A 24,927-nucleotide genomic window follows, 5' to 3' on the forward strand; every position below is an offset into this window, starting at 1 on the left:
GAAAAATTACACAGATGAAAAAGATAGCATCCCTGCTATCTTCACGCTGCATCAATCCGTACCTGCATGGCATTCAGCCATGTATTCATTCAATTTCGGATCATGCTTTCAAAATAAAAAAACACCCCCTGAATCAGGAGATGCCTTTGTGTCTGAATCGTTTGTGTTACAAAAACCGTCGGCTGGTCTTCTTCCCATCATAGGTAAACAACACGTTGCGGTTTTCCAAGATCGTCTCAATGTGCACAGGGCGACTCCACAAGCGATGAAGATACGGCAGAGTTTTTTCCATATATTTTATATCGAGTTCCAATCCTTCGTAATGATGTTTGATATACAGCTCTCCGTTTCGATTGTAATCCCCATCTTCTACATATAGGACGGGGAATCCGCCATTCACCCGCGCTGCACAGAGTTGGTCACGCACACGTTCCCAGTCCTTGTCGACCACTTTCCACTCGTTGCCGACTTTTTGATACAGATACATATCCTGTTCTTCCACCAGATCCCTTGTCAGATAGTTGCGCAAGAATGACATGTCAGACTCCATTTCGCGGATCTCAAACATTTTCTCACGGCCCTTGCCAGATTGTCTGCCGAATCGTTCCCGTTCTTCCTCCGTGGGGTTGTTCCAGCGCTTCTCGATGTCTTCCCACATGGCCAGCCCAAGTGTATACGGATTGATGCTGGTCTTAGAAGGTGTGACTACGCCGGCATGCATTTTCGCAAATTCAATGCTATCATCAACCGTCATATCCATCTCCCGCATGATCCGCAAATGCCAGTAGGTCGCCCAGCCTTCGTTCTATAAATGTGCTTATAATTTACTTGAAAACCATTATTAACGGTCAATGAATACTCCCCACTTACACATCCCACTTGTGGAAGTGGAAGGTGAATCGATATTTAGGATCGAATGAATGAATATCAGATATGTTACAATCAAATAAAAACGAGAGTGATCGAAAGTGAAGAAATGTTATCTTTGCCAAGGAGAGATTGAACAAAAACTTGTCACAGTTGAGCGTGAATGGAAAGGAAAAAAAATCATTATCGAAAATGTTCCGGCTGAAGTTTGCGATCAATGTGGGGAAAGATATTTTGATGCGGAAACAACTTTTAAGATGGAAAAAATCAAAAAAGCAACTGATTTTCCGCAAGAGCAAATCATCTCAATCCCCGCATCAGTCCGTAAATTCGACCGTCTTTCCGGATATTAAAAATATATGGAACGTCTTTTTATAATGCTCCCCTGTGTCTCACCTCATGGGAGCATTATAAATTGCCGGTTTCATTCGAACTTTTCCATGACAATCCGATCTTGTACTGTAAACAAATCCGTTCACTCCGCTTGCATGGCAGCAATTGTAGCTTCTTCTACCTTGAATGTCATGTATTCTCTTCCCCATCTCTACTAAGGTTGAATGCTGCATGTACTACCAAGCGGCTACGCAACCATCCGTTCGTGGCTCGGTCCCACCGACCAATACACCATGTTCATTGCGCCAAATCACCTGTCCGCGCCCAAAGCTGCCTGAATCAAGAGAAACTTGGATATTGTGTCCTCGACGTGCCAGTTCTTGCACAATATGTTCCGGGATATTTCGTTCGACTTGAACTTTCATACCCTCCATCCATTGCCATCTTGGAGCATCTAATGCCGCCTGCGGGTTCAAATGAAAGTCAATCGCGTTCATAACAACCTGCACATGGCCCTGTGGTTGCATAAATCCGCCCATAACGCCAAATGGGCCGACAGCTTGATCGTCTTTTGTCAAGAATCCCGGGATAATCGTATGGTATGTCTTTTTCCCAGGTTCCAGGCGATTTTCATGGGACAGATCCAGTGAGAAGTTGTGTCCCCGATTCTGTAGGCTGATTCCTGTTCCGGGAACAACGAGCCCGGAACCAAATCCCATATAGTTGCTTTGAATAAAGGAAACCATATTTCCTTCCCTGTCCGCTGTTGCCAAGTAGACAGTCCCTCCCTGCGGCGGAGTACCCGGTTCCGGTTGAATGGCTGTGTCTTTGATCAAGGCTCTACGTTCCGCGGCAAATGCTTCAGACAAAAGTCGTTCCACGGAAATTCCCATATGACGTACATCCGTAATCCAACGTTTCCCATCAGCAAATGCCAATTTGATTGCCTCGATTTGTTTATGATATGTATCAACAGCATCCTTTGCCGGAAAATCAAATCCTTTTAAAATATTGAGTGCCAGCAATGCAACAAGCCCTTGGCCATTCGGGGGAATCTCCCAAACGTCATAGCCACGATAGTTAACATGAATCGGTTTGACCCATTCCGGTTGATAATCCAACAAATCCTCAATGCTTAAAAAACCGCCATATTGCTTTGAAAATTGATCAATCTGCTCTGCAATTTCTCCACGGTAAAAAGCTTCGGCATTTGTTTCGGCAATTGCTTGTAATGTACTTGCATGCCCTTTTGAACGCCACATTTCTCCGATTTCCGGAGCCCTTCCGTCTGGAGCGAATGTTTCAAACCAGGCTGCAAACTCCGGTTCCACGCATTGCTCCTTGTATAACCTGTAGGCACGTTTCCAATACATGCCTAAAGTCGGAGAAACAGGATAACCATTTGCGGCATATTCAATTGCCGGACGCAGCACTTCTGTTAACGGCAGTTTTCCAAAGCGCCGGGAAAGCTGCGCCCATGCGGATGGCGCTCCAGGAACTGTAACCGGAACCAACCCGAATTTTGGGATTTCTGAATATCCCGCCTGTTTGAGTGCGTCGATTGAGAGCGCTTTTGGCGCCGGCCCACTCGCATTCAAACCATGCAACTGTCCATTTGTCCAGACAAGAGCAAACGCATCGCCACCAATTCCATTTGAAGTTGGTTCCACTACCGTTAAACAAGCGGCTGTAGCGATGGCTGCATCAATTGCATTCCCGCCCTTTTTCAATATCTCAAGTCCTGCTTGTGCAGCAAGCGGCTGTGATGTCGCCACCATTCCATTATTTGCATATAGCGGCACCCTTCTTGAAGGGTACGGGTACGATAAAGCATCATATTTCATCCATCTATTCTCTCTTTCCTCTATAAAATCGCAACCATGCGTAAAGCCTGTCAAAACAAGTTGTTTCACATTTTATATCAATTTCTCACAAACTTATTTCAGTTTTTTGCTTCGCTGCTATACTCGCTTCAGATACCGCAGCTGTTACAATAACGGTAAAAACAATCGCAATAGGAAGCCAAATGGCCTGTAACTGCCAATGGTGTTCAATTGCTCCGCAAATGGCAGCGCCCATACCGTAAAACACAATCACAGTGATCCACATTACAATAGAGATTAAGGGCACCGTGTTTTCACTTTTTTCAACTATTCGAAGACGATTGTTTCCAAATTTCCACACCAAAGTTTCCACAAGTCCTGTCAGTGTGCTTGTAATAACTGTTGTTGTAACACCGTTCACTCCAATTCTTCGTGCCGCAACCCCTTGCACACCCATGGCAAAGGCCAGTATCAGCAGCATAAGATCCACCTTTGCTCTTGTTACCCGAACCCCGGATGCAGAAACTATGATCGCAAACAACACGAGCGCCGCTAATTCAAAACAAAGTGTAAATGTTACCGTTCTGCTCCATCCAGTTGTTTTCCGAATTCGACGCAACATCACGGCACCTGCTGCCGCCCCTAGGATAAATCCAAATAGCGCCACCAAATATGCAATTGCATTCAATCCGTCGCTATGCACAATGGCCAATCCAAACAAGACGGTATTTCCAGTCATGGCAGCCGTAAATACTTGCCCAAGCCCAAGAAAACCAATGGCGTCCACACACCCCGAAGTCACAGTGAGCAGTACAAGCAAGATATTGCAAACAGTTCTGGACAAATGTATCAACCCTTTTTCTTTTCTATATGAATCTTTCTAAATGCTAAAACCTATACAGTCAAGGTGTGACTAAATCTGACTCGCGGCGATCTGCTCGACAATAGAATTTAAACCCGGTTTTGTTTCAGTATTTTCTTCGAACAAATGACACGCTACCAAATGCCCACTCTCTTTTTCTTGTAAGAATGCAACACGAGACTTGCAGATATCCATTGCATGCCGGCAACGCGGATGAAATGTGCATCCCGAAGGAGGATTCGCCGGATTTGGCAAATCTCCCTGCAAAATAATCCGTTCACGTTTCACCCCTGGTTTTGCCATTGGCAACGCAGATAGCAATGCCTGTGTATAGGGATGCATAGAATTGGAAAAAAGCTTGTTTTTATCCCCAGTTTCCACAACAAGTCCCAAATACATGACAGCCACCCGATCACATAGATGTTTGACCACAGATAGATCATGAGAGATAAAAATCAATGTCAAATTAAACTCTTTTTTTAGATCTTTCAATAGATTCAAAATTTGTGACTGAATGGAAACATCCAATGCGGATACCGGCTCATCCGCAATGATCAATTTCGGTTTGAGAACCAACGCCCGGGCTATTCCGATTCTTTGCCGTTGCCCGCCGGAAAAATTATGCGGAAACCGATCCAGATGCTGCTTTTTCAAACCTACGATTTCTATAATCTCTTCTACCCGCTGCATGCGTTCCGCCTTCGTCCCAATTCCATGCGCTTCCAATGTCTCCAGTAAAATATGCCGAATCTTTTTTCGTGGATTGAGGGAAGCATACGGGTCTTGAAAGACAAGTTGAATATCTTTCCGCGTCCGACGCATTTCTTCTTTACCAAGTGTGGCGAGGTCTTTTCCGTCAAACCAGATTTCACCTTCAGTCGGTTCCAAAAGCCTTAAAACCGAACGACCGGTTGTCGATTTTCCACAGCCAGACTCACCGACGATTCCTAACGTTTCACCCGGCATTACCTGCAAATCTACACCATCTACAGCACGAACGTTGCCAGTCGTTTTATTAAAAAATCCTGTTTTAACGGGAAAGTATTTTTTCAACCCTTTTACTTCCAGTAACGGTTTGTTCATGCTTCATCTCCCTCCGCATATAACCAGCAGCGGACTTTATGGTTGCCGCCCATGTCAATCAGTTGAGGCGGACTTTCATGACAAATATCCAGTGCGCGACTGCAACGTGGCGCAAAACGACATCCTTTTGGCATTTCATGAATCATCGGAACCGCTCCGGGGATTGTGTCTAAATATTCTTTTTCTTCATCAATATTTGGAGTGGAACGTAGCAAGCCAACTGTATAAGGATGCTTTGGCTGTTCAAAAAGTGTCTGAACAGCCGTTTCTTCCACAACAAGCCCGGCGTACATCACAATCACACGGTCACACATTTCTGCGACGACACCCAGATCATGTGTAATCAATAGGATCGCCGTTCCGGTTTCTTCTTTCAAATTCCGCATCAAATCCAGTATTTGCGCCTGAATCGTCACATCCAGTGCGGTTGTCGGCTCGTCCGCAATGATCACTTTCGGATTACACGCCATCGCCATCGCAATCATAACCCGCTGCCGCATCCCTCCTGACAACTGATGCGGAAACTCTTTATACATTTCTTCTGCCCGCGGCATCCCTACCGCTTTCAGCATTTGAATCGCCCGCAATCTTGTTCCATTTTTATTTAGATTTGTATGCAAACGCAGGGCCTCTTCAATCTGCCTCCCAATGGTATGGAGAGGATTGAGTGATGTCATGGGTTCCTGAAAAATCATTGCAATCTCATTTCCACGGATTTTTTGCATTGCTTTTTCCGGAAGCGTCAAAAGTTCCCGATTTTCAAAGCGGATCGAACCTTCAGAAATGCCACCTTTCGCAAGCAGCCTCATGATCGATAAACTTGTCACACTTTTTCCACAGCCGGACTCGCCAACCAAACCAACGGTCTCACCAGCTTGTATCGAAAAATCAACACCGCTAACTATGGGCACCTTGCCACGTTCTGTTTTAAAAAACGTTTTCAGGTTTTTAACTTCCAAGACGGCAGGCATTCAAATACCCCCTTCCTCTAATTTTTAATGCGCGGATCGAGAAATTGCTGCAATCCGTCCCCTAATAAATTGAAACCAAGCACCAAAATAAAGATAGCCAGGCCTGGGAAATACGTCGCATATGGCGCCTGGTCGATCAAGGTTTGTGCTTGATTCAGCATGCTTCCCCATGATGGTGCCGGCGGCTGTACCCCAAGACCCAAATAGGAAAGAGATGCTTCAGCCAAGATTGCTGATGCCATCGCGAGCGTAGATTGAATAATGATCGGACTTAATGCATTGGGGAAAATATGGCCGAATATAATCTTCCAATCTTTAATTCCGACAGCCTTTGCAGCCTGAATATATTCCAGATTCCGAAGCGATAATACCTGTCCGCGAGTGATGCGAATAAAAGAAGGAGCAAACCCGATCCCGATTGCTATCATCGCATTGCCAAATCCTGCTCCAAGGACTGCCGCAATTGCCAGTGCCAGAATTAAGAACGGAAACGCTTGCATTGCATCAACGATCCGCATCACTACCCACTCATCCCAGAAACCCCGGTAATAACCGGAAAAAAGCCCGATTGGCACTCCAACGATCATGGCAATTCCGACAGAAATCAACGCTGCTTTCATCGAAATTTGTGCACCAAAGACAACCCGTGAAAAAATGTCTCTGCCTAAATCATCTGTACCAAACCAGTGTGTCGTACTTGGAAGCTGCAATATCGCTTGGTAATTTTGGAAGTTTGGGTCATATGGAGCAATATGTTTGGCAAAAATTGCAACAAGCAACACAACGAGTACGATGAGCGCACCGATTACTCCAAGCCCATTCCGAAAAAATCTCACGTACTCTTTCATGCTTCAACCCCCTTGCCCGCTTTCATGCGCGGATCGATCACCGCATATAGCAAATCGACAACGAGGTTAACCATAACTACAAGTGCGGCCGATACTAACACTGCGCCTTGCACTGTCACATAATCCCGCTTAAAAACAGAATCGACGATAAGTCGGCCAAACCCCGGAATACCAAAAATAGATTCGGTAATGACCAAGCCCCCCAATAGGCCGGCAACCGTCAATCCGGAAGTAGTTACAACAGGGATCATCGCATTGCGCAATGCGTGTCCCAGGATTGTTGCCCGTTCATCAAGCCCTTTTGCTTTGGCTGTACGGATAAAATCCATGTTTACCACTTCCAGCAATGAAGACCGCAACATACGCATGATGACAGCAGACTCTCTGATTCCCGTCGCAATACATGGCAAGATCATTGCTTCAATATTCATGACGGGATTCTGGGTAAATGGGACATAACCTGAAGCTGGAAGCCAGTGGTTATTGACTGCAAAAAAGATGATCAGCATTAACCCCAGCCAAAAATTTGGAATACTCATTCCTCCAAGCCCTGTAAACGTACTGAGATAATCAATCCAGGTTCCCCGTTTGACCGCAGCAAGAATGCCTGTTGGAAACGCTATCAATATGGCAACCAGAAATGTACCGATCGTTAGTTCAATCGTTGCAGGCAAACGTTGCGCAATTAAAGATGCGACCGAAACATGGTCCGTTATGGACATTCCCAAATCACCGTGCAATACTTTCAGGAGCCAAAGAAAGTATTGTTCTACAAGTGGTTTATCCAATCCTAACTCATGTCTGAGATTCTGATACATTTCTGGTGTTGCCTCCTGTCCCAGTATGACCCGGGCTGGATCGCCCGGAATCAAGTGAACCAAAGAGAAAACCATGATCGACACCAGAAAGAGAATCGGTATTGTCATAATGAGGCGGCGCAGTAAAAATTTCATTCCAGATTCCCCCTTGGTAATGATGCCATTACTGGCCTTTTAGTTTTTACCAATGGCAGCTGTTCGAACAATCCCATCCGGTACATACGTGAATCCATTAATTTTCTTCGAAATTCCAAAGATATTGTACTCGTGATAAATGTAAGTGTAACCGGCATTGTTATGCAACTCCACCATCGCCTGATCATACAGTTGTTTCCGTTTGCCGTTATCAAGCTCCACACGCGCTTGATTCAAAAGCTTATCCAACTTTGGATCGGAGATGCGGGCATTGTTTTCAGGCTGGCCTGTCACAACAAAATCGTAAATATTTTGATCCGGATCCGGCCGTCCGGACCAACCGAGTTGCAATGCCTGGAATTTCCCATCATTTCCGTTGGAAATCAGTGTGCCAAACTCGGTTTTTTCTAATTTCATATTAATTCCATACTTCTTCAACATACCTTGAATGACCGTTCCAAACTGTTCTCCGATCGTTGTCGTAGGAATTTCCAGAGTAAAGGAGAAGCCGTTTGGCTTGCCGCCTTTTGCGAGCAAATCTTTGATTTCGCCATCATTTGGAGCCGGAGCTTTATCGGAACTGCCATACGCGAGATCCCCCGGGCCAAACGGAGAATATGCAGGCGCGCCATACCCGTTAAAAAGCACTTTTACAATTGTGTTCCGGTCGATTGCATGGTCTACGGCTTCCCGCAGATATTGATTGTTGAACGGCGCTATCGTTTCATTCATATAGAAGCCCTGGAATGCCATTCCTGCATCCGCTACAAGTGATAGATTCGGATCACTTTTGATTGTTGGAATTTCCCGCACCGGTATAACATTTGGCCCAACGATATCCAACATGCCGGACTTTAAGTTTTGAACGGCAGCAGAACCATCTGCAAATACTTTAAAGACAACTTCCGATAGCTTCGGCTTTCCATTCCAATACGTATCATTACGCTTCAGCGTTACATGATCGCCTTTCAAATGTTCAACAAACACGAACGGCCCTGTTCCAACCGGATGATTCTGGTAATCAGATCCATACTTTTTGACAGCGGCAGGAGATGCCATCATACCTGACCGGTCAGCCAATATCGAAATGAACGGTGCAAACGGTTTCTTTAACACGATTCGCACAGTCGACGGGTCCACAACAGATACCGATTGAACCATTGCCAATTCACCAGTACGTTTGGATCCTTTCGACATATCACGTTCTAGATTGAACTTGACTGCATCCGCATTAAAATCTGTACCATCCTGAAATTTGATGCCAGTACGAAGTTTGATTATGTATATCTTGCCATCTGTTGTTTCATAAGAAGTTGCAAGCATGGGGACTATTTTTCCGTCTTTATCGAGATCAAATAACTTGTCATAAATGCTGTTTTGCACCATGCGGTCAACAAGCGCACTGGATGTCATCGGATCGAGGCTCGGCGGATCTGCCTGTATGCCAATATTGAGTACTTTATTTCCATTGCTTGCACTTGACGAAGAGGATGTTTGTACAGAATTGCTGCCGCAACCCGTTGCAACTAATACTGTTCCTAAAACAACTGCTGCTACTGATCGTTTTCCTATTTTTTTCAACATTAAATACTTCCCCCTTTATATTTTTAATTGGAATAAAAAACATGTTAAATACTAAATTGAATCAATAAATAGACTATTTGATAGATAAATTGATATTGTTAGATAAATGCAATAACCTTGGTATGCCTGGCTAGCGGATAAATTTATACTTGGATTTCAAATGCTTCAATTGAATCATGACATTGGACCGTGTGATCCCTTCGATCTTATTTAACTTGTTCATTACAAAATCTGATAATTCCTCATTGGTTCTGGTAAATACCTCAAGCAATAATTGAAATTCACCTGTCATTAGAACAATAAGTCGAACCTCATCCAGTTCATTTAACTTTTCCACTACTTGATCCAAGAAAGCATCCCGTACGGAAAGCTGAACAATCGATTGAACGCGAATTCCAGCTTTGACAGGATTGACTACCCCGACAAGACGAAGGATTCCATCTTTTTGCAATTGTTGCACACGCGTGCGAATGGTTCTTTCTGTGACACCTAATTGACCTGCAATATGTGTAAACGGAGTGCGAGCGTTATCTTGCAGAAACTTCACAATTTCATAATCCAAATCATCCAAATTGCTCATCAATGGTTTCATTTGAAGATCTTCCATAATATCACCTGATTTCGTATTCAAATACCGTTTTAAGTTCTATATAATTTATATTTTCAAAATATTAGTATGAATTTCATCATTAAAATGATAATATCACTACGAATTTGAATTTTCAATATATTTGTTCCATTCTATTTATTGATAAAATTCAGCAATATTTAAGTGGCAGTAATGTTGTCAAATTATTTGGAAATATAGCGCCACGATATAAAAAAAGACAGCCTATGATTTTTCGGCCGTCTCATTTCCTTTCATGATTCAAATTTCACATGGCATTTTGATCAAATATTACAAAGATTTACTTTTAAATGCAATGAGTGCCTGACATGCAAGTTCTTGTCCGAATTTTTCGACGATTTGCGATCGGATTGCGGATTCACGGACAGATTGACTCCAATGAAGCATCTGCCTGGAAATCTTTTCGTACGCCTCAAGATCTGTTATTTCACTGATGGAACGGAATGACAATTGTTCGTTTCCGATTGAAATCGTAAATGTAACAGCCATGCCATCTCCTCCTACATTACCCTATGAAGAAAGATGATTGGGACAACCTTATTATTTTTCGACTTCAATTTTTCAGATCTCCAAGCATAGAAATAGAACAAGTCCAACTTTCGGAGGTTCAACAACATGTCCGACTTTCCGTTAAAACGTATCGCCATCTATTGCCGGGTGTCCACGGATGAACAAGCAAAAGAGGGTGTTTCATTAGAAGAACAACGGACTCGGTTGCAGGCGTACTGCCGGGCGATGGGATGGACTGTCGAAATTGTGGAATTTATCGATGATGGGTATTCTGCCAAAAACCTGAATCGGCCTGCCCTAAACTCCCTTTTGCAACAGATCAAGAATGGCGATATTGCAAAGTTAATGGTTACGAAATTGGACCGTTTAAGCAGGCGGCTATTGGATCTGCTGCAACTGATCGAGCTATTCCATCAATACTCTGTTTCGTTTATATCGACAAGCGAATCCTTTGATACGGATACACCATCGGGCCGTCTGACTCTCCAAGTCCTGGGAGCGGTGGCGGAATTTGAGCGGGAACGAATTCGCGAACGTGTATTTGATAATATGCTTCATGCAGCCAAAACAGGAAAATGGCTGACACAGCACCCCTATGGGTATCGATTGGACGAAAAAAAATTGGTGATTTTTGAACCGGAAGCTGAAATCGTCAAACGTATATTCCATATGTTTGTGAATGAAGGACTCGGTTACTATAGCATTGCAAAAAAACTAAATGAAGAAGGGATACCCTCCCGGCAAAATAAAGAATGGTCGCTGCGATCTGTAAAACTTATGCTTGCAAACCCGGTTTACATAGGCACGCTTGCATGGAATCGGATCGATTCAAGCAAAAAGAAAAGAGAAAGTAAAGATGAAAACGAATGGATCGTGATTCCAAACGCTCATCCGGCCATTATCGACCAAGACACATGGGATATCGTTCAAGAGCGAATGAATAAACCACAGGTACCCTCAAGAGCAAAAACAAGTCCTCATATACTTGGCGGGCTTCTAAAATGCGGAAAATGCGGAGCCTCCATGAGCATCGATTGGTCCGGCTGGCCAAAGCGCCATCGCGTCTATCGCTGTTCTGCCTATAAAAACAAGGGAACCTGTGACAGTAAACCATATCGGGCCGATGATGTAGAAACGTGGTTCAAAAAAGGAATCATGGAGTTAATCGATTCGATTGATACTACATGCCATGAAGTAACCATTCAGAAGGTACAAAAAGAAAACAAAGAAAAAATCGAGCAAAAAATGAAACACGCGAAAGAGAGATATTCCCGACAGGTAGAGGCGTATACTGCAGGGCTGATTGAATTGAATGATTTGGCGAAGGAAAAAGAAAAAATGGAACAAAGTATACTCGAAGCACAAAAAAGGATGGAAACAAACGATTCGAGCCATGCATATTCCGAGTTGGAAACGAAGCTGAATACACAAGAGATGACCATATTGGAAAGTTTTGCTATTTTGCCGATAGAAGAAGCAAAAGCCCGATTGCGGTTGATCGTCGACAAAGTGGTATTACATGGGGAGGAGAATTTGGAACTTGTTATTGCGATATGAAACATATGAAGTCCTTTTTTATTAGCAAATCCATGTATGAAAGCAAATCTTCTAACAAATAGTCCGTATTTCCTTTTTGTGAATACGGACTATTTGTTGCGAATTCAATGCAATGCTAAGAGGCGACTTTTTGAGACAACCGATGAAGTGTGGCAGTTCTCTTACAATAGTCCTTATTACTAGTACATCATCGAAAATGAACTAGTACATGACAACTATCAATTTAGATGTATTTACTCAACAATACACAAAAATTACAGCATAAAATAACTAGTAAAAACTTCCTATCCATGTAAAATGCTTGAACTGAAACACTTTGAAAAGATGAAAATCCGCAAACTCAACTATGTAAATTACAGCATGCGGGGAATTTCAAAGTAAGGAAGTGACTCGTTATGTTAGCACGTGATCAATCCATTTTACATTACCTGAATGCATTCCGGGTATTAAGCCGCGATCAGATTGCAACACTCGTATGTAATGACGTAAAAAATCCAGCATATATCGCGAGCAGAGTTTGCAAACGCTTGGGGAGAGATGGCCATTTGACAATCTTGGCACAAGAAAAAGGAAAACAAAATTTGTATATGCCAAAACCCCCGCTCATTCATCCGCGCTCCATACGTGTGAATCATTTTCTGGCCATCGCTGATTTGTATATAAAATTAGACAAACCACAGGTATTTGATGTCGAACCGGCTTATTTTCAGCATGGCTATCGGCCGGATGTGTATGCCATCATCGACGGCATTCCTGTATGTATTGAAGTCCAACTCAGTCGTATATCCAAGAAAAAGATGCAGGATAAAGCGAATCGGTTCATTCAGTCGTATTATCATAGCGAACATAAAGCAAAAACCTTATGGATTTATTCATCCATTCATTACGATGTCAAATTATTTGGTACGTTTCGAATTAAAAACGGATTAGAATGGTAAACCCATTTTCTAAAAATTTTAGGCTTCTGTACGTGTCATTTTCTTGATTTGTTTCATTTACTAATCATGTAAGACTTCCCTTTAAAACACGGCATTCAGCTTCCTTCTATGCAAGGAAGCCTTTTTTTTAATTTTTTCAGTAGGCTTTTTCACATAACGGACGGCTCGTTTGAATGGCTCATAACAGATGGTTTTTGTTAGATGATTTGTTTTCAGTTATATTAATGAAATGTAAAGTTCCAATATCTTTTGCGAGACTTGGCAGCTGTTAAAATTATTTTTAACATACTCCCTGCCATGTTCCCCCAATGATTTTCTCTCTTCGGAGTCTAAAAGTACGGTTGCTAAAGAAACGGCCAACGAAACCTCTGTTACTTCGCGATCTGCTTTATGATCTCCAAAATAACACTGCCACGCTTGCGTGTAGTTAGATGGTTTGACCAGACCAAATAGCCCACGACCGCCAGCTGCAATAACTGGGCATTTACATGCCATGGCTTCAAGAGCAACCCGTCCCGTTCCTACGACACAATTGCTTATTGAATAAAGTGGGGCCATATCAAATTGTATACCCAGTGCATGAATGAACTCAGTTCCCGCTTCCCCATGAATACGGTCGACAACTTGTTTGATTTCTTTAAAACCGATCCCATCGCCTGCAATTAAAACTCTTAAATCCGGCATCTGCTCTCTCTGAAGATATTTGCAAGCGTGCAACATTCGAATACAAATGTCCGCTTTTTCCCACGCAAGTCTTCCAGCATATAAAACTACAGGTTCGTTTTTTGAAATGTTATAAGTTTCTCGAATGTCTTTATTTAAAATAGGTTTGTATAATTCGGTATCAATACAATTCGGAATAATTATAGAGGAAATATCTTTGCTTTTCAGCCAATCAAAGGTAGGTAGACTTACACTGATTACTCTCGTCGTATTTTTAAGGATGGATTTTAAAACATCTTTATCATAATAAGTGCCGTGTACTGTGAAAACTAAAGGAATTCCCAGTTTCTTTGAGATAGAAACTACAAATCGTGCCGACGTTGTTTGATGTGCATGAATAACATTGATATTTTCTTTTTCGATTATATTCTGTAATTCTTTACTAATAGTTAGCCACTTGGATGGCGTAACAGAGATCGATATCGGGAAATCTATTAAATATATGGAACATCCGATATTTACAAAGCTGTCATACAGGGGACCATGTTTCCCGACAATTACAACATGGACGCCTGTTTTCATTAATTCACGTGCAACAGTCAGCACCTGTGTTTCCGTCCCCCCAACAAAGAAACCGTCCAAAACAATTAACAATCGAATTTTGCAATCCGGCCTTGTCATTATTATTGTATTATAAAGATTCACTAAACCCACCTCATGCATACTGAGTTATTTTTCGAATGTAAATTTATAGAATGGATTAACCGTGATATTTTTAAGATCGTTGCAAATTATGATTTCGATAATAATAAAGAGTAACGGGTATATTATCGACTTCTACGCCATTCGCTATATATCTGCAAATGAATTCCCAATCCTCCGCTCCAATCACTTTATTTGAAAAGCCGCCAAGTTCGTCGAAAACAGATCCTCTGAAAAGCATGGTGCCTACACTGACACAATGGCCACCCAATGCATAGGTATTTCGAATATTATCGACTCCGTATGCCAGCCAAAAAGATGCCTCTTGTTTTTGGTCAAAAAGACCTTCATTAAACGACGCATAATTGCTGCCAACCGCACCAATTTCAGGATGTTCTTGAAGATACTCTACCTGTCTTTGAATGCGTTCAGGATGGGAAATATCATCCATATCATGAATTGCGATAAATTCACCCCTCGATAGGAAGAATCCGGTTGTCACTGTACCGGAGCACCCTACATTACGGGGGAGCTCAACAAATATTAGTCGTTCCGGATCTATTTGATTTTGATAAGATTTAATCAGTTCCTTGACTTGTTGAACACTGTTATCAGTCGATTTATCGTCAATTATAATAATCTCATTGTTGCGATACGTTTGGTTTATTAAAGAATGGAGGCATTCTTTCACATACTGCCCGTTATTAAAACAGGTTACGATCACACTAACCAATCCGGATTGTCTTTCGAAAGACATCATTCAACACCCCTTCAACAACAGCATAGGATTCAGATTTTACGGATTTCACCAAACATCTGCCCATTTGTTTTCATGGGTGTTGCCTCCTTTACTTCTGCGATAATAAAGAATATCTTGAATATTTACAGCGTTTATATTTTCTAACACTACACATCGAAAGATAAATTCATAAACCGGAGTTTCCAGCATACTTCTATTTAATCCGCCCAATCGATCAAATAAGTTTCCACGTAACATTACACTCCCTGCACAAATGCAATGATTTCCAAACGAAAAAGATTCGAAGATGTCCTCACTTCCATACTGTAATGATGTAGCCATCGTTTGTTTCTCAAAACATCCATCTTCAAAAAATGTGTAATTGGTTCCGAGTAATTGTACATCCGGATTTCCTTGTAAATACTCTACCTGTTTTTGCATTCGTTCTGGGTGAGAAATATCGTCCGGATGGTGTAAGGCAATAAACTCACCTCGTGCCAAAAAGAAACCGATTGTAATAATGCCGGTTTCCTTGATAGTACGTGGAATTGAACAATGAATAATACGGTTTGTTCCAAGCATTGATTCTGTACGACTTCTCCACTTTAAAACAATCGAGTTTGTTTTATCCACTGAAGCATCATCGACTACGATTATTTCGATGTTTTTATAATTTTGCTTGATAAGGCTGTCAAGGCAATCCTCAATATGTGCAGAATTGTTATTGCTAGGAATGATAATACTGACTAATCCGGGTTCTCTAGAATAAGACATGGAGTCACTCTCCTGTTATTTCCAAAATTCCATTAAGATATCGTATGAGTATTACAAATCAACCGTTCTGATACAATAGTGGAAAAATCTTATATAGTAGATGAATACTGTACAATCGTTTAACACATAATTCTCCCTCTGCTCATAAGTATGTTAAAAGAAAAAATGAGTGGATTTGTTGCTATGAATGATATATTGAGGATGTCTGCTTATCCAGATGATGGATGTGAATTTGAGGAGTTCCATTAATAACTTAAATTTTTCCAGCGAGCAGAAGTTTAAATTGCGCTACTTTTTATACGAAAATAACATTTTCATATCATGTGGTGGCCATAAGGCCATGTTGGTTTTTAAACATCCTCTTAAAGACATGTCAGGTTTAAGGAAGTTATAGAGGTGAATCCTATGGCAGTTTACCGTCCCCGTGTCCTTATGGTTTTGGACGAATTATGTGTTGGCGGAACAGAAACCCATGTATTATCAATCACTCGTGAACTTATGAAAAACGATATACATGTTGTAGTTTGCGCTGCCGAAGGAGACATGCTAAATGATTTTTTGCAAGTTGGATGCCCCGTTTATTTGATAAATTTCTTGAATAAAAATAAAGCGGTAGAAGAAAGCACGACTGATGCGGGTCATATGGAAGATAGTATGATCGAAATGATTAAGGAAATCATTCAAAAGGAACATGTTAATTTAATCCACGCACATCAAAAACCTTCCGGGTTGTTCGTATGTAAGGTTGCCAAACTATTGGGAATCCCATTCATTTTGACTGTTCATGGTTTGTATTACAGTGAGTCTACTTTATCTTCCTTTACCCAATATGGCGCCACTACTATTGCAGTAAGTCCTCCTGTGCAAAAAAAGCTAAAATCACATAACATTGAATCTATTCTCATTCCCAATGGAATTGACACGTCAATTTTTCATCCAAATAAGGATATCAATTCTTTACGGAGGAGTTTAGGTATATCTAAAAAATCTCCGATTGTTGTTTATGTGGGAAGGCTGACGTCGAAAAAAGCGGCAATTTGTAAAAAAGTCATTAAAGCTTGTCGCGCACTAAGAAAAAAAGAACTAAAATCTCTGCAATTAATCATAGCAGGTAATGGAGTAAATTATAATGAACTTGAAAATTATGTAAGACAAACAGAACTTAAAACAAAGAGCCACTTTATTCACATAATTGGATTGCAGAAAGATATGAGTTCTATATATTCTGCCGCTGATTGTATTATAGGAACAGGTCGCGTGGCATTAGAAGCAATGGCGTGTGAACGGCCTGTGATCGCAATCGGAACGAAAGGTTTTATGGGATTGGTTATACCTAGGCATTTTGAAAAAGCCTGGCAGCAGTATTTTGGAGATCATGCCGCCGACTTCCCATGTTTAACTCATTTCATTCAACAAGCTCTCATAAATGTTTTATCTGTTTCCAATAGCATGAGTATATTTTACGGTATTAAAAACAGAGAATTTATAAAGGAGAAATTTAACATAATACAAGTTGCAAAACAAACAATTGATGTTTATACCAGTGTTCTTGAACGTTTTCAAATATAACTTGCATCTTCTCATCTCACTAAAAAACTGTGTGTGAGCATTCCCATATCTTTCAATCAGACGGGCCACCCACCCAATTCCACAGTCACTCCACTATACTGACAAGGTATACATGCATGTATACATCATGCCGTATACCTTGTACATCAAAACAATAGCGATTTCACAGGAATTTTTTTATCGTGTATCAGCTGGACATTTATCCACTTGAGTCATGCAGTCGAAGGCGCTTGCCATTTTTCAAATCGGTTCGTTCCATGCTTATGATACAGGTCCACGTCGTTCCGTGTCTGATGCTGCTTTCCAGAATAGCGACCCCGTTGATCGATTGACAGCGTTTGTGTATGGAGCGTAACCCAAAATGATGTTCTGTATCGACCTTCTCTATGTCAAACCCGCACCCATTATCCTGAATCCGAATGAGCAGTTGGGATTGTGATCGCAAAAGCTGAACGTCTACCCGCGTGGCCTTGGCGTGTTTTCGAACATTCGTGAGCCCTTCTTGAATGATCCTTACAATTTCTGTTACAAGATGATCATTCAGATCTTCGAACGTTCCTTGTGTTTGCAGATGCGTTGTAATTCCCGTTCTCCATTTCATTGCATTCAGCATGTCCTGAACGAGTGTCTGCAGTTCGCCGTGTAAAACATTCAAATTGTGTAATGTTTGCCGCAGTTCTAGATGGCTTTGGTCGAGCACTTCCGATATCTCGTTCAGTTTTCTCTTTAGTTCCGCAGGATTGTAAACATCAATCCGTTTGGCGACAAATTTCAGCTTCATATTCATATACGCCAAATCCTGCACCACCGTATCATGCAAGTCGCGAGCCAGCCGTTCCCGCTCTTTCAGCGTATACTCCAGCTCCTCGCTTCGTTTTTGCTCTTCCGACAATTTTTTGGTATCTGTGATGTCTCTGGCAACAACCAATGTCAATGGATCCCCGTTAAAGTAAATCGCCACTGCGTTCACTTCAACATCTAGTACTTGACCATCCAGCCGAATCAACTTTTCCTCCAGGAAACCAATCGGTTTTTTTTCCTTCAAAACTTGTTCAAATCTTTTCCTGGCGATTTCCCGAAAATCCGGGTGTATAAACTTAAGTATTGGTGTACCTATAATATCGTCCGCACTTGCTGCGCCTAGAAGCTTTACGCCTGCACGATTGATATAGGTGAAAATGCCTTCTTTATGGAGCACAATTGCCTCAGGGGAAAGTTCAACAAGAAGACGGTATCTTTCTTCACTCTCGATAAGTTTTTCTTGTGATTTTTTCCAATCGGTGATGTTTCTTATGATTGCTGCTATGGCAACAACGTTTCCTTTGTGATCTCGTACCGGGGATATCGTTGCGCTTACATGGATATAACTTCCATCTTTATGTTGTCCAATACCTTCAAACATGGATAGCCGTTCACCAGATATCACTTGCCGTTTAATTTCCTCATAGCAATTCATGAAATTTTTCGGAATAATAGGTATTTTATTCCCTATCGCTTCTTCGGCAGACCAACCGAATATAGATTCAAAAGCATTGTTCACCTGTACGATATGTCCTTCAAGATCTACCATAACAATTGCATCTGCCGTGTTTTCGAAAAATGATGCCAGTTGCTCTTGTGTCGCTTTCAACTCTTCTTCTATTTTTTTTCGCTCTGTAATGTCAAAAGTAAATCCATGGATTTGATTGATGGTTCCCTGCATATCGGCTACCGGAATGATGGTGTTCATGATCCAACGAACTTCGCCAACCGGATCGAAAACACGATATTCAATCTGCTTTGACTTCCCGGTGATCAAGATTTCTCGTTCCATCTGATTTAAGTAGTCACGGTCATCCGGATGCGTGATTTCTTTCCAAAAATTCGGATTATTGTTGTAGTTCTTTCTAAGGAACTCCGATACTTTCCCTCCTGTTGAAATCAATATGGAATTTCGTCGAACATCACGAGACCAAATGGCGACATTTAAGCAATCGGCTGCATGTTCTAAAAGTTCCAGCGATTGTTCCGACTTTTTTTTATAAAATTGAGCGGTGTAATAGAATTTACAAAAAAACCAAACGATAAAACCTATAAAAATGATGTTTATTAAATCAGAAATGTCCATCCGTTCCATAATACACGGATACATACTGAATCCAATAGACAGAATCAAAAAGATGAATAAATATACGACTTTGCAGTTCGCACCATTGATCTTATTTTTCATCCTGCATCCCCTTTGTGATCCCTTCTTTCACTGCGAATGCAGCAGCTTGAAACCGATTCTGCATTTTTAACTTTACCAAAATATTCCCGACATGGTTGCGTACTGTGTTTTCGCTGATAAATAACCGCTGGGCGATCTCGCGATTTGTTGCGCCGGTGCTTAATTCACGCAATATATCAATCTCTCTGGGAGTGAGCTGTTCAACTTGGGGATTTGATTTGTGCAGGATTTTTGAAAGTTCTGATAGTAGTTTTACGGTTATATTGCCAGGAACGACTGCCTCCCCGGCATACACGCGGCGTATCGCTTCGATCATATCATCCGGATCCGTTGTTTTCATTACATATCCATGTGCCCCATTTTCGATTGCCGCAAAAAGCAAATGTTCACTCATATTTCCTGTCAAAACCAACACGCGTGTAGAAATATCCATGCCACGAAGTTTACATAAAGTTTCTATTCCATCCATACCTGGCATTGTCAGATCCAGTATAAGTATATCAGGAGCTGATCTCCTGATTGCAAAAATGGCCTCTTCCCCATTGCTTGCCTCTCCCACAACCTGAATATCACCTGCTTGTTGCAAAATCTCAATCAATCCAGCCCGGAACAATTTATGATCATCAACGACAAAAACGTGAATTGGCATATCCCCTTACCTCGCTGTCTGAAAATAGTTGTTGTACGCCACTTCGAATGTACTTTTAGGTTGTAAAGGCTCTTGTCGTCTTAAGTAACTTTGTGAATTTATTCCAATATTAATGTATGCTTTAAATTTGCAAATATCCATACATCATTTTTATTTCTAGAATGAACCCTAATTTGAGTTCATTCTGTATTTTAATCGAGTATCAAACAAACCTTATAACTTGCTGTAATGCTTGTCCTATGAAAACAAAACTCTTTTTAAGCAACTTTGCGATAGGTCGCCCAGCCTTCGTTCATGATCTTTGTCTCGATTTGCGGCCAAAAATATAACATTTCATCCCGCAAGATGGATAAGACATCCCGTTCCCATTCCTGCAATGCCTTGCTGTGTTCGATCAGGAACAACATAATGTCTTTTTGCGGAAACGGCGGGAATTTGGAAATGGAACGTTCGCCAGTATTAGTTTCTGCGTTTTTTTCCTTTTTCGTTCCGATGCTCCAAATGTCATCATAGGGTGTTTTGCTATCGACTCTCTCGCTTATTCTTGGTTTATCCAAATCCCTTGGCCGAGTTCTTCTTGCAAACGTCGGGTCTACATGTTCCTGAATCGCCATGCCTGCATCCAAGAACTCCTCGACCGCCGGCTTGCCGTATTCGATCTCATACGATCGAATCCTGTCGGCACTCACCGCCATGCTCTCTATCATGTAGCGGGAAGTGCCCGCAAACATCGCGTTGTTTTTGAAGAAATCGCAGTGTGCAAGTACGTGTGCGGATACGAGCTTATTTTGAATCAATGTATTGCCATCCAAAAGAAAGGCATAACACGGATTCGAGTTGAATACAAGCTCATAGATACGGCTTAACCCAAAATCGTACTGCATTTTCATTCGATGGAAAGCCTTCCCGAAACTCCAGTGGCTAAACCTTGTGGGCATTGCATATGCGCCAAACGTATATAATACATCGGCTGGACAGATTTCAAACCGCATATCGTAGTAATCCAATCCAAAGTCATGAGCAATCTTCATCATTTGTTCAATAGAAATTTCCAATTGTTGCATTTCGTCCTTGGTCATCGCGATACCTCCCTACGACGCCCGTTCAGAATCTTTTACAAAGAACGTTCGCAGCGCTTTATAGACTTCCGTTTTTTCTTTGATGACAGCATATTTGAATTTGGGATCATCAATCTGTTTAAACGCATTCATCAATGTAGACGAACGGTTGTATTGGTATAGCTCTCCATGATGTATACATATCTTTATAACTTTATAGTCGAATCACTCGATACGGACCACGTGCGAAAAAAGTAAAACCAGATGCAACCTCACAAATGACTTGTTTATCTTGCAGTCCAAGTATTAAAAGTGCTGCAGTCGTATGTGCTATCGGTCGATTTAACGAAAATGATAATTCATCTAGCTCACTCCATTCTTCTTGAGAAAACCGCATATGAAGTCTTACATTATATTCACTGTTTAATAGAATTATTTCATCCAAATTTCTGTGATCAGTATGCCCACACCAAATACTGCGATCCCTCGAATAATCTCGAAAAAAGTAAGGGCCCAGCTTTCCGATAATTTCGTTTGTATTAAAAGAAGTCATTACGACTTTTCTTGCCGTTTCTCCATCAAAATCACGAATGTAATTTGCGAGATCATGAACAAACTTGTGAACCCATTCCGGACAATACGGGGAAATCTGCGGTTTTTTATTTCTCCTCCACCCTTTCATTACTCACCATCTCCTCTCATTATTTTGAAACAATCCCAGGTACCCAGTAGCACAGTACCACTTTGTTTTCGGGGAAGTAGGGAACGGTTGTTTGGTTTCGATATTGTTTAAAACTGGTTTAAAACAAATCTAAAACTAAAAGAATGCTTCGGCTGAATCGAATTCTCCCTTTCCTTCGGTTAGTTCCATTACAGAATCAGTTTCAGGTGTTACTGGAACTAATGGTATAGTAGGACTTTCTAGCATTGTTGGTCGTGTACGTAGGCTATCAAGCCAACGTTTTGCCGCACCACTGAAGTTCACCATGCTGCTTGCTAGTTCAAACAGTTCAAGTTGATACGGATCCCTAATGTTGAACGTAACGGCAAGACTTACGATTTCGCAGTTCTCACTTCTTTTTTGTGTTTTTAATCCCTTATTGCGCTTGCCTTGCAGATTCAATTGCATTCACCCCTGCTTCCCGGAATGCCCAGGCATTCGCATATAATGCATCATGATACGCTTCAACGTCCGATGTATATTGCCGAAAATAATCGGATAAAACACTTGCTTTACCACCAATCAAAATGATTGGAGAAAGTGACCCGAGACGTTTACTTAACTCTGCGACCGTCATCCGAGCAAACATCGATGAATTAATTTCCACCGTATCTAATCCATAGTCCAGGCTTCCACTCAATCGGTTAATCCATTTTCCATACTGGAAGGTTGCATAGTTGACCGTTCGTCCTCCGGGATCTACTACATGAAAGCGATCCGTTCTGCGTAATGCCCAGCCGAATGTTGCTGCTTCCGCTGCTACTTCCACTCGTACAATGCTAAAGCTTTTTTCTTCTTGGTTTACCGTGATCGTGTGATCCCCCAGTAGGAGCTGCTTCAGTCGCAATTTTTCACCGGCTGTATGATTTTCAATCGGCTCACCCGTAACTAGAAAGATAGAACTTCTGTCAGGCACCACTCGGTGCAATGCCGTTAAAACAAAAATCTTCGTATCCAAGTGAACCTTACTTTTAATCATCATCTGCGTGCCGTCCGGGCTTTCGATCTTTGCAATACCGCCGACATAGTACTGTTGACCGGCATAATCAACGACCATATCCGTTCGAGAAAGTTCCACTTCTAACTTTGGTTTCAGATACGCCCCTAAACAAGCAGGAAAATATTCTCTTACACCATCCCCAACTACTTTGATTCCGTTTCTGCCGGCATCCACGCCTACAATCATAAGAGCCATACTCTCATCCGCCTTTCAGTTTATTGATTGTTTATGAATTAGTTTTAAACTGTTGATGGTTAAGATATATGACTATACATAAAGAAAATATGACGATATATTTTGCAAATGATGTATAAAAATTTATTTAAGTGTCAATAACGATAATGCAGTATCGTTCGAACAAGGAAGATCAGGCCTGTTCATTCCTACATACAGCACACGAATAGAGACGAGTCTCGAGTATTTGACGTGCGCTAAACCTGGTAATGCAGATACTTAGGCTGAAAGTGACGACTTTCGGCCTATTCGTGTGCAATAAAAAGACCGCTACATTTGCGGCCAAATATCATAAACGGTTAATCCGAGAACTTTTGCGATTGCATAGGCCTTATCTAATAAAGGAACAGATCCGACAATGTAGGAATGTATAGTATTTCTGTTCACACCGGATTTTTCCGAAAGCCAAGTAATCGTAAATCCTCGTTCCTCTTTGATTTGTTCCAACCGACATTCCACGTCATCCACCTCACAAAACTCATTCGTGAAGCGGTCTGTCGAATCCTTTGATGAAGAATGTCGAAAAATAAATAATCGAATTGTATCGCTAACAATACAATTATATGGTATATTATTCCTAGAGGGTGTGGTAAACACGCTCCCGAAGGGAGGCAAGGTGATGGAGAAGTGGATATTACTTCTTACTGCTGTGATCAACCTGGTAACTGCCATCGTGAATCTCAGCAGAAAAAAGTAAAGACCCCACCGCTGGCACGGATAGGGTCGAACACAAAGGCAGGAACGAGGGCGAAAGCCCTCCCTGCTACCATCATCTTACGCTTATCATACTCTCGATATTCATATAAGTCAAAGGAGCTGTAAACTATGCAAACATTAACGTTTGTCATCAGTGTTGCCGGACTTGTTATTTCTATCGTTGCTCTATTTCAAGCTTTGAAAAGGAGGTAATTCGTTTGGCAAAGCCTCTGTCATTTCGATTTCCTGATGAGTTTACAACGTTTCTTCGCACTTGGTCGTTTGTAACAGGTGAGGAACAGCGTGAATTGTTAGAAAAGGCATTTTATGAATATACGGAAAAACATCCCGGGACTAAAGAAAAAGTGGAACAGATTATAAATGTCATGGACTCCCCAAAGTGATGGGGATTATTTTTTACACAGCTCGACGATTCACCACAGGTACGACTGCTAGTATGTTGTCGATGACAAACGTCCGGCTGGCACGCTTCGTGTAGCAGTATGCTTTTATGTAATCATCGCGGATCGACTGCAGCTTTACTTTCCGCTGGCTCATGGCTCCGTGACGGTCCATGTAGATCATTTCGACGGTTTGGCCGAGACAACGTTGGAGATCTTTGAGCATAGAATCACCCCACAATAAGAACATTCGTTCGTATATAGATTATTATATGCAAAAGGATCGCCAAAATATACAGTAAGAACTTAGAAAAAACGTAATATATTTGTATATATCTATTGTTATGTTTAAATAGATATGGTATAATAAAATCAGAAAGGGGGGATGAAAATTGAATGTATGGCTAACAACTCTAGGGCTGATACTGGTGATACTCCAGATCCTCAAAACAATCCTAGAGATCCTTGAAAAACTAAAAGGCCTACCCCGCAAGCGACGCAAAAGGTAAGCCCGGTAAGAATGGGGAGTAGCCCCTCCCCTTCTTACCTCCATTA

The 24,927-nt window shown here is 41.6% G+C and carries 24 protein-coding genes and 2 pseudogenes; 5 read left to right on the forward strand and 21 right to left on the reverse strand.

All coding sequences use genetic code 11. The features are described 5' to 3' along the window. Positions 1 to 166: 166 nt before the first annotated feature. Positions 167 to 805, reverse strand: a pseudogene (locus LSG31_RS00090) (SpoVR family protein); the annotation flags it as partial. Between the two features lie 163 nt (positions 806 to 968). On the opposite strand from LSG31_RS00090, the gene LSG31_RS00095 reads away from it, so the two are divergent. Then, positions 969 to 1,220 (forward strand): type II toxin-antitoxin system MqsA family antitoxin, encoded by a 252-nt coding sequence (locus LSG31_RS00095; protein ID WP_347437418.1) that lies wholly within the window; start codon positions 969 to 971, stop codon positions 1,218 to 1,220. Between the two features lie 216 nt (positions 1,221 to 1,436). On the opposite strand, the gene LSG31_RS00100 is transcribed toward LSG31_RS00095, so the two are convergent. From LSG31_RS00100 to LSG31_RS00140, 9 genes are all read right to left on the reverse strand, one after another. Then, complete coding sequence (locus tag LSG31_RS00100) at positions 1,437 to 3,044, reverse strand: gamma-glutamyltransferase family protein (protein WP_347437419.1); 1,608 nt, start codon at positions 3,042 to 3,044, stop codon at positions 1,437 to 1,439. An 85-nt stretch (positions 3,045 to 3,129) separates the two neighbouring features. Further along, positions 3,130 to 3,867: a YoaK family protein gene (locus tag LSG31_RS00105; RefSeq protein WP_347437420.1), complete on the reverse strand. Its 738-nt coding sequence runs from the start codon at positions 3,865 to 3,867 to the stop codon at positions 3,130 to 3,132. Between the two features lie 69 nt (positions 3,868 to 3,936). Then, positions 3,937 to 4,968 (reverse strand): ABC transporter ATP-binding protein, encoded by a 1,032-nt coding sequence (locus LSG31_RS00110; protein ID WP_347437421.1) that lies wholly within the window; start codon positions 4,966 to 4,968, stop codon positions 3,937 to 3,939. Beyond that, positions 4,965 to 5,939, reverse strand: coding sequence for an ABC transporter ATP-binding protein (locus tag LSG31_RS00115; RefSeq protein ID WP_347437422.1), 975 nt, complete (start codon positions 5,937 to 5,939; stop codon positions 4,965 to 4,967). Before LSG31_RS00115 ends, LSG31_RS00110 begins: the two co-directional genes overlap by 4 nt. Before the next feature lie 17 nt (positions 5,940 to 5,956). After that, on the reverse strand, positions 5,957 to 6,787 hold the full coding sequence (locus LSG31_RS00120; protein ID WP_347437423.1) for an ABC transporter permease: 831 nt from the start codon (positions 6,785 to 6,787) through the stop codon (positions 5,957 to 5,959). Beyond that, positions 6,784 to 7,740 (reverse strand): ABC transporter permease, encoded by a 957-nt coding sequence (locus tag LSG31_RS00125; RefSeq protein WP_347437424.1) that lies wholly within the window; start codon positions 7,738 to 7,740, stop codon positions 6,784 to 6,786. The genes LSG31_RS00120 and LSG31_RS00125 overlap by 4 nt, the downstream gene beginning before the upstream one ends. 39 nt (positions 7,741 to 7,779) lie before the next feature. Continuing rightward, positions 7,780 to 9,324 carry an ABC transporter substrate-binding protein gene (locus LSG31_RS00130; RefSeq protein WP_347437425.1) on the reverse strand — a complete coding sequence of 515 codons (1,545 nt, stop codon included), beginning with the start codon at positions 9,322 to 9,324 and terminating at the stop codon, positions 7,780 to 7,782. A gap of 130 nt (positions 9,325 to 9,454) precedes the next feature. Next, the gene (locus LSG31_RS00135; protein ID WP_347437426.1) at positions 9,455 to 9,916 is read right to left on the reverse strand and encodes an Lrp/AsnC family transcriptional regulator; all 462 of its coding nucleotides are present in this window, start codon (positions 9,914 to 9,916) and stop codon (positions 9,455 to 9,457) included. A gap of 306 nt (positions 9,917 to 10,222) precedes the next feature. After that, positions 10,223 to 10,441, reverse strand: a complete 219-nt coding sequence (locus LSG31_RS00140) for a hypothetical protein (protein WP_347437427.1) — start codon at positions 10,439 to 10,441, stop codon at positions 10,223 to 10,225. A gap of 126 nt (positions 10,442 to 10,567) precedes the next feature. Here LSG31_RS00140 and LSG31_RS00145 point away from each other — a divergent pair, with 126 nt between their 5' ends. Continuing rightward, positions 10,568 to 12,019 (forward strand): recombinase family protein, encoded by a 1,452-nt coding sequence (locus tag LSG31_RS00145; protein ID WP_347437428.1) that lies wholly within the window; start codon positions 10,568 to 10,570, stop codon positions 12,017 to 12,019. A gap of 395 nt (positions 12,020 to 12,414) precedes the next feature. Then, entirely contained in the window at positions 12,415 to 12,957 is a 543-nt protein-coding gene (locus LSG31_RS00150; protein ID WP_347437429.1) for a competence protein CoiA family protein, read from the forward strand. Positions 12,958 to 13,173: 216 nt separating this feature from the next. On the opposite strand, the gene LSG31_RS00155 is transcribed toward LSG31_RS00150, so the two are convergent. From LSG31_RS00155 to LSG31_RS00165, 3 genes are all read right to left on the reverse strand, one after another. Then, a complete protein-coding gene (locus tag LSG31_RS00155; RefSeq protein ID WP_347437430.1) occupies positions 13,174 to 14,325 on the reverse strand; it encodes a glycosyltransferase in 1,152 nt (383 codons plus the stop codon). Between the two features lie 70 nt (positions 14,326 to 14,395). Then, positions 14,396 to 15,079 carry a glycosyltransferase family 2 protein gene (locus LSG31_RS00160; protein ID WP_347437431.1) on the reverse strand — a complete coding sequence of 228 codons (684 nt, stop codon included), beginning with the start codon at positions 15,077 to 15,079 and terminating at the stop codon, positions 14,396 to 14,398. 48 nt (positions 15,080 to 15,127) lie between these two features. Beyond that, positions 15,128 to 15,835: a glycosyltransferase family 2 protein gene (locus LSG31_RS00165; RefSeq protein ID WP_347437432.1), complete on the reverse strand. Its 708-nt coding sequence runs from the start codon at positions 15,833 to 15,835 to the stop codon at positions 15,128 to 15,130. Between the two features lie 405 nt (positions 15,836 to 16,240). Between LSG31_RS00165 and LSG31_RS00170 the strand changes: the two genes are divergently transcribed. Next, complete coding sequence (locus tag LSG31_RS00170) at positions 16,241 to 17,404, forward strand: glycosyltransferase (protein ID WP_347437433.1); 1,164 nt, start codon at positions 16,241 to 16,243, stop codon at positions 17,402 to 17,404. 199 nt (positions 17,405 to 17,603) lie between these two features. Here LSG31_RS00170 and LSG31_RS00175 read toward each other — a convergent pair whose 3' ends face one another. The 7 genes and pseudogenes from LSG31_RS00175 to LSG31_RS00205 all read right to left on the reverse strand — a co-directional run bounded on the left by LSG31_RS00175 (position 17,604) and on the right by LSG31_RS00205 (position 23,734). Beyond that, positions 17,604 to 19,613, reverse strand: a complete 2,010-nt coding sequence (locus tag LSG31_RS00175; RefSeq protein WP_347437434.1) for a PAS domain S-box protein — start codon at positions 19,611 to 19,613, stop codon at positions 17,604 to 17,606. Continuing rightward, the gene (locus LSG31_RS00180; protein ID WP_347437435.1) at positions 19,603 to 20,262 is read right to left on the reverse strand and encodes a response regulator; all 660 of its coding nucleotides are present in this window, start codon (positions 20,260 to 20,262) and stop codon (positions 19,603 to 19,605) included. Before LSG31_RS00180 ends, LSG31_RS00175 begins: the two co-directional genes overlap by 11 nt. Before the next feature lie 272 nt (positions 20,263 to 20,534). Further along, a pseudogene (locus LSG31_RS00185) lies at positions 20,535 to 21,341 on the reverse strand (SpoVR family protein); the annotation flags it as partial. A 193-nt stretch (positions 21,342 to 21,534) separates the two neighbouring features. After that, a complete protein-coding gene (locus LSG31_RS00190) occupies positions 21,535 to 22,002 on the reverse strand; it encodes a hypothetical protein (protein ID WP_347437436.1) in 468 nt (155 codons plus the stop codon). A gap of 135 nt (positions 22,003 to 22,137) precedes the next feature. Beyond that, a complete protein-coding gene (locus LSG31_RS00195; protein WP_347437437.1) occupies positions 22,138 to 22,443 on the reverse strand; it encodes a hypothetical protein in 306 nt (101 codons plus the stop codon). Further along, a complete protein-coding gene (locus LSG31_RS00200) occupies positions 22,418 to 23,236 on the reverse strand; it encodes a ParM/StbA family protein (protein WP_347437438.1) in 819 nt (272 codons plus the stop codon). The genes LSG31_RS00195 and LSG31_RS00200 overlap by 26 nt, the downstream gene beginning before the upstream one ends. A 309-nt stretch (positions 23,237 to 23,545) precedes the next feature. After that, a complete protein-coding gene (locus LSG31_RS00205; RefSeq protein ID WP_347437439.1) occupies positions 23,546 to 23,734 on the reverse strand; it encodes a helix-turn-helix domain-containing protein in 189 nt (62 codons plus the stop codon). A 455-nt stretch (positions 23,735 to 24,189) separates the two neighbouring features. Here LSG31_RS00205 and LSG31_RS00210 point away from each other — a divergent pair, with 455 nt between their 5' ends. After that, positions 24,190 to 24,375, forward strand: a complete 186-nt coding sequence (locus tag LSG31_RS00210; RefSeq protein ID WP_347437440.1) for a hypothetical protein — start codon at positions 24,190 to 24,192, stop codon at positions 24,373 to 24,375. A gap of 13 nt (positions 24,376 to 24,388) precedes the next feature. On the opposite strand, the gene LSG31_RS00215 is transcribed toward LSG31_RS00210, so the two are convergent. Continuing rightward, complete coding sequence (locus LSG31_RS00215) at positions 24,389 to 24,598, reverse strand: WYL domain-containing protein (protein WP_347437441.1); 210 nt, start codon at positions 24,596 to 24,598, stop codon at positions 24,389 to 24,391. Between the last annotated feature and the right edge of the window lie 329 nt (positions 24,599 to 24,927).

It is taken from the genome of Fodinisporobacter ferrooxydans (genome assembly GCF_022818495.1).
In the GTDB taxonomy this organism is placed as follows: Bacteria; Bacillota; Bacilli; order Tumebacillales; family MYW30-H2; genus Fodinisporobacter; species Fodinisporobacter ferrooxydans.

Coding starts and splice junctions, on each gene's coding strand:
- LSG31_RS00180 (WP_347437435.1), bottom strand. CDS start 20,262: ATGCCAATTCACGTTTTTGTCGTTGATGATCATAAATTGTTCCGGGCT.
- LSG31_RS00110 (WP_347437421.1), bottom strand. CDS start 4,968: ATGAACAAACCGTTACTGGAAGTAAAAGGGTTGAAAAAATACTTTCCC.
- LSG31_RS00170 (WP_347437433.1), top strand. CDS start 16,241: ATGGCAGTTTACCGTCCCCGTGTCCTTATGGTTTTGGACGAATTATGT.
- LSG31_RS00160 (WP_347437431.1), bottom strand. CDS start 15,079: ATGTCTTTCGAAAGACAATCCGGATTGGTTAGTGTGATCGTAACCTGT.
- LSG31_RS00120 (WP_347437423.1), bottom strand. CDS start 6,787: ATGAAAGAGTACGTGAGATTTTTTCGGAATGGGCTTGGAGTAATCGGT.
- LSG31_RS00145 (WP_347437428.1), top strand. CDS start 10,568: ATGTCCGACTTTCCGTTAAAACGTATCGCCATCTATTGCCGGGTGTCC.
- LSG31_RS00200 (WP_347437438.1), bottom strand. CDS start 23,236: ATGGCTCTTATGATTGTAGGCGTGGATGCCGGCAGAAACGGAATCAAA.
- LSG31_RS00100 (WP_347437419.1), bottom strand. CDS start 3,044: ATGAAATATGATGCTTTATCGTACCCGTACCCTTCAAGAAGGGTGCCG.
- LSG31_RS00190 (WP_347437436.1), bottom strand. CDS start 22,002: ATGAAAGGGTGGAGGAGAAATAAAAAACCGCAGATTTCCCCGTATTGT.
- LSG31_RS00125 (WP_347437424.1), bottom strand. CDS start 7,740: ATGAAATTTTTACTGCGCCGCCTCATTATGACAATACCGATTCTCTTT.
- LSG31_RS00135 (WP_347437426.1), bottom strand. CDS start 9,916: ATGAAACCATTGATGAGCAATTTGGATGATTTGGATTATGAAATTGTG.
- LSG31_RS00175 (WP_347437434.1), bottom strand. CDS start 19,613: ATGAAAAATAAGATCAATGGTGCGAACTGCAAAGTCGTATATTTATTC.
- LSG31_RS00150 (WP_347437429.1), top strand. CDS start 12,415: ATGTTAGCACGTGATCAATCCATTTTACATTACCTGAATGCATTCCGG.
- LSG31_RS00130 (WP_347437425.1), bottom strand. CDS start 9,324: ATGTTGAAAAAAATAGGAAAACGATCAGTAGCAGCAGTTGTTTTAGGA.
- LSG31_RS00115 (WP_347437422.1), bottom strand. CDS start 5,939: ATGCCTGCCGTCTTGGAAGTTAAAAACCTGAAAACGTTTTTTAAAACA.
- LSG31_RS00165 (WP_347437432.1), bottom strand. CDS start 15,835: ATGTCTTATTCTAGAGAACCCGGATTAGTCAGTATTATCATTCCTAGC.
- LSG31_RS00140 (WP_347437427.1), bottom strand. CDS start 10,441: ATGGCTGTTACATTTACGATTTCAATCGGAAACGAACAATTGTCATTC.
- LSG31_RS00215 (WP_347437441.1), bottom strand. CDS start 24,598: ATGCTCAAAGATCTCCAACGTTGTCTCGGCCAAACCGTCGAAATGATC.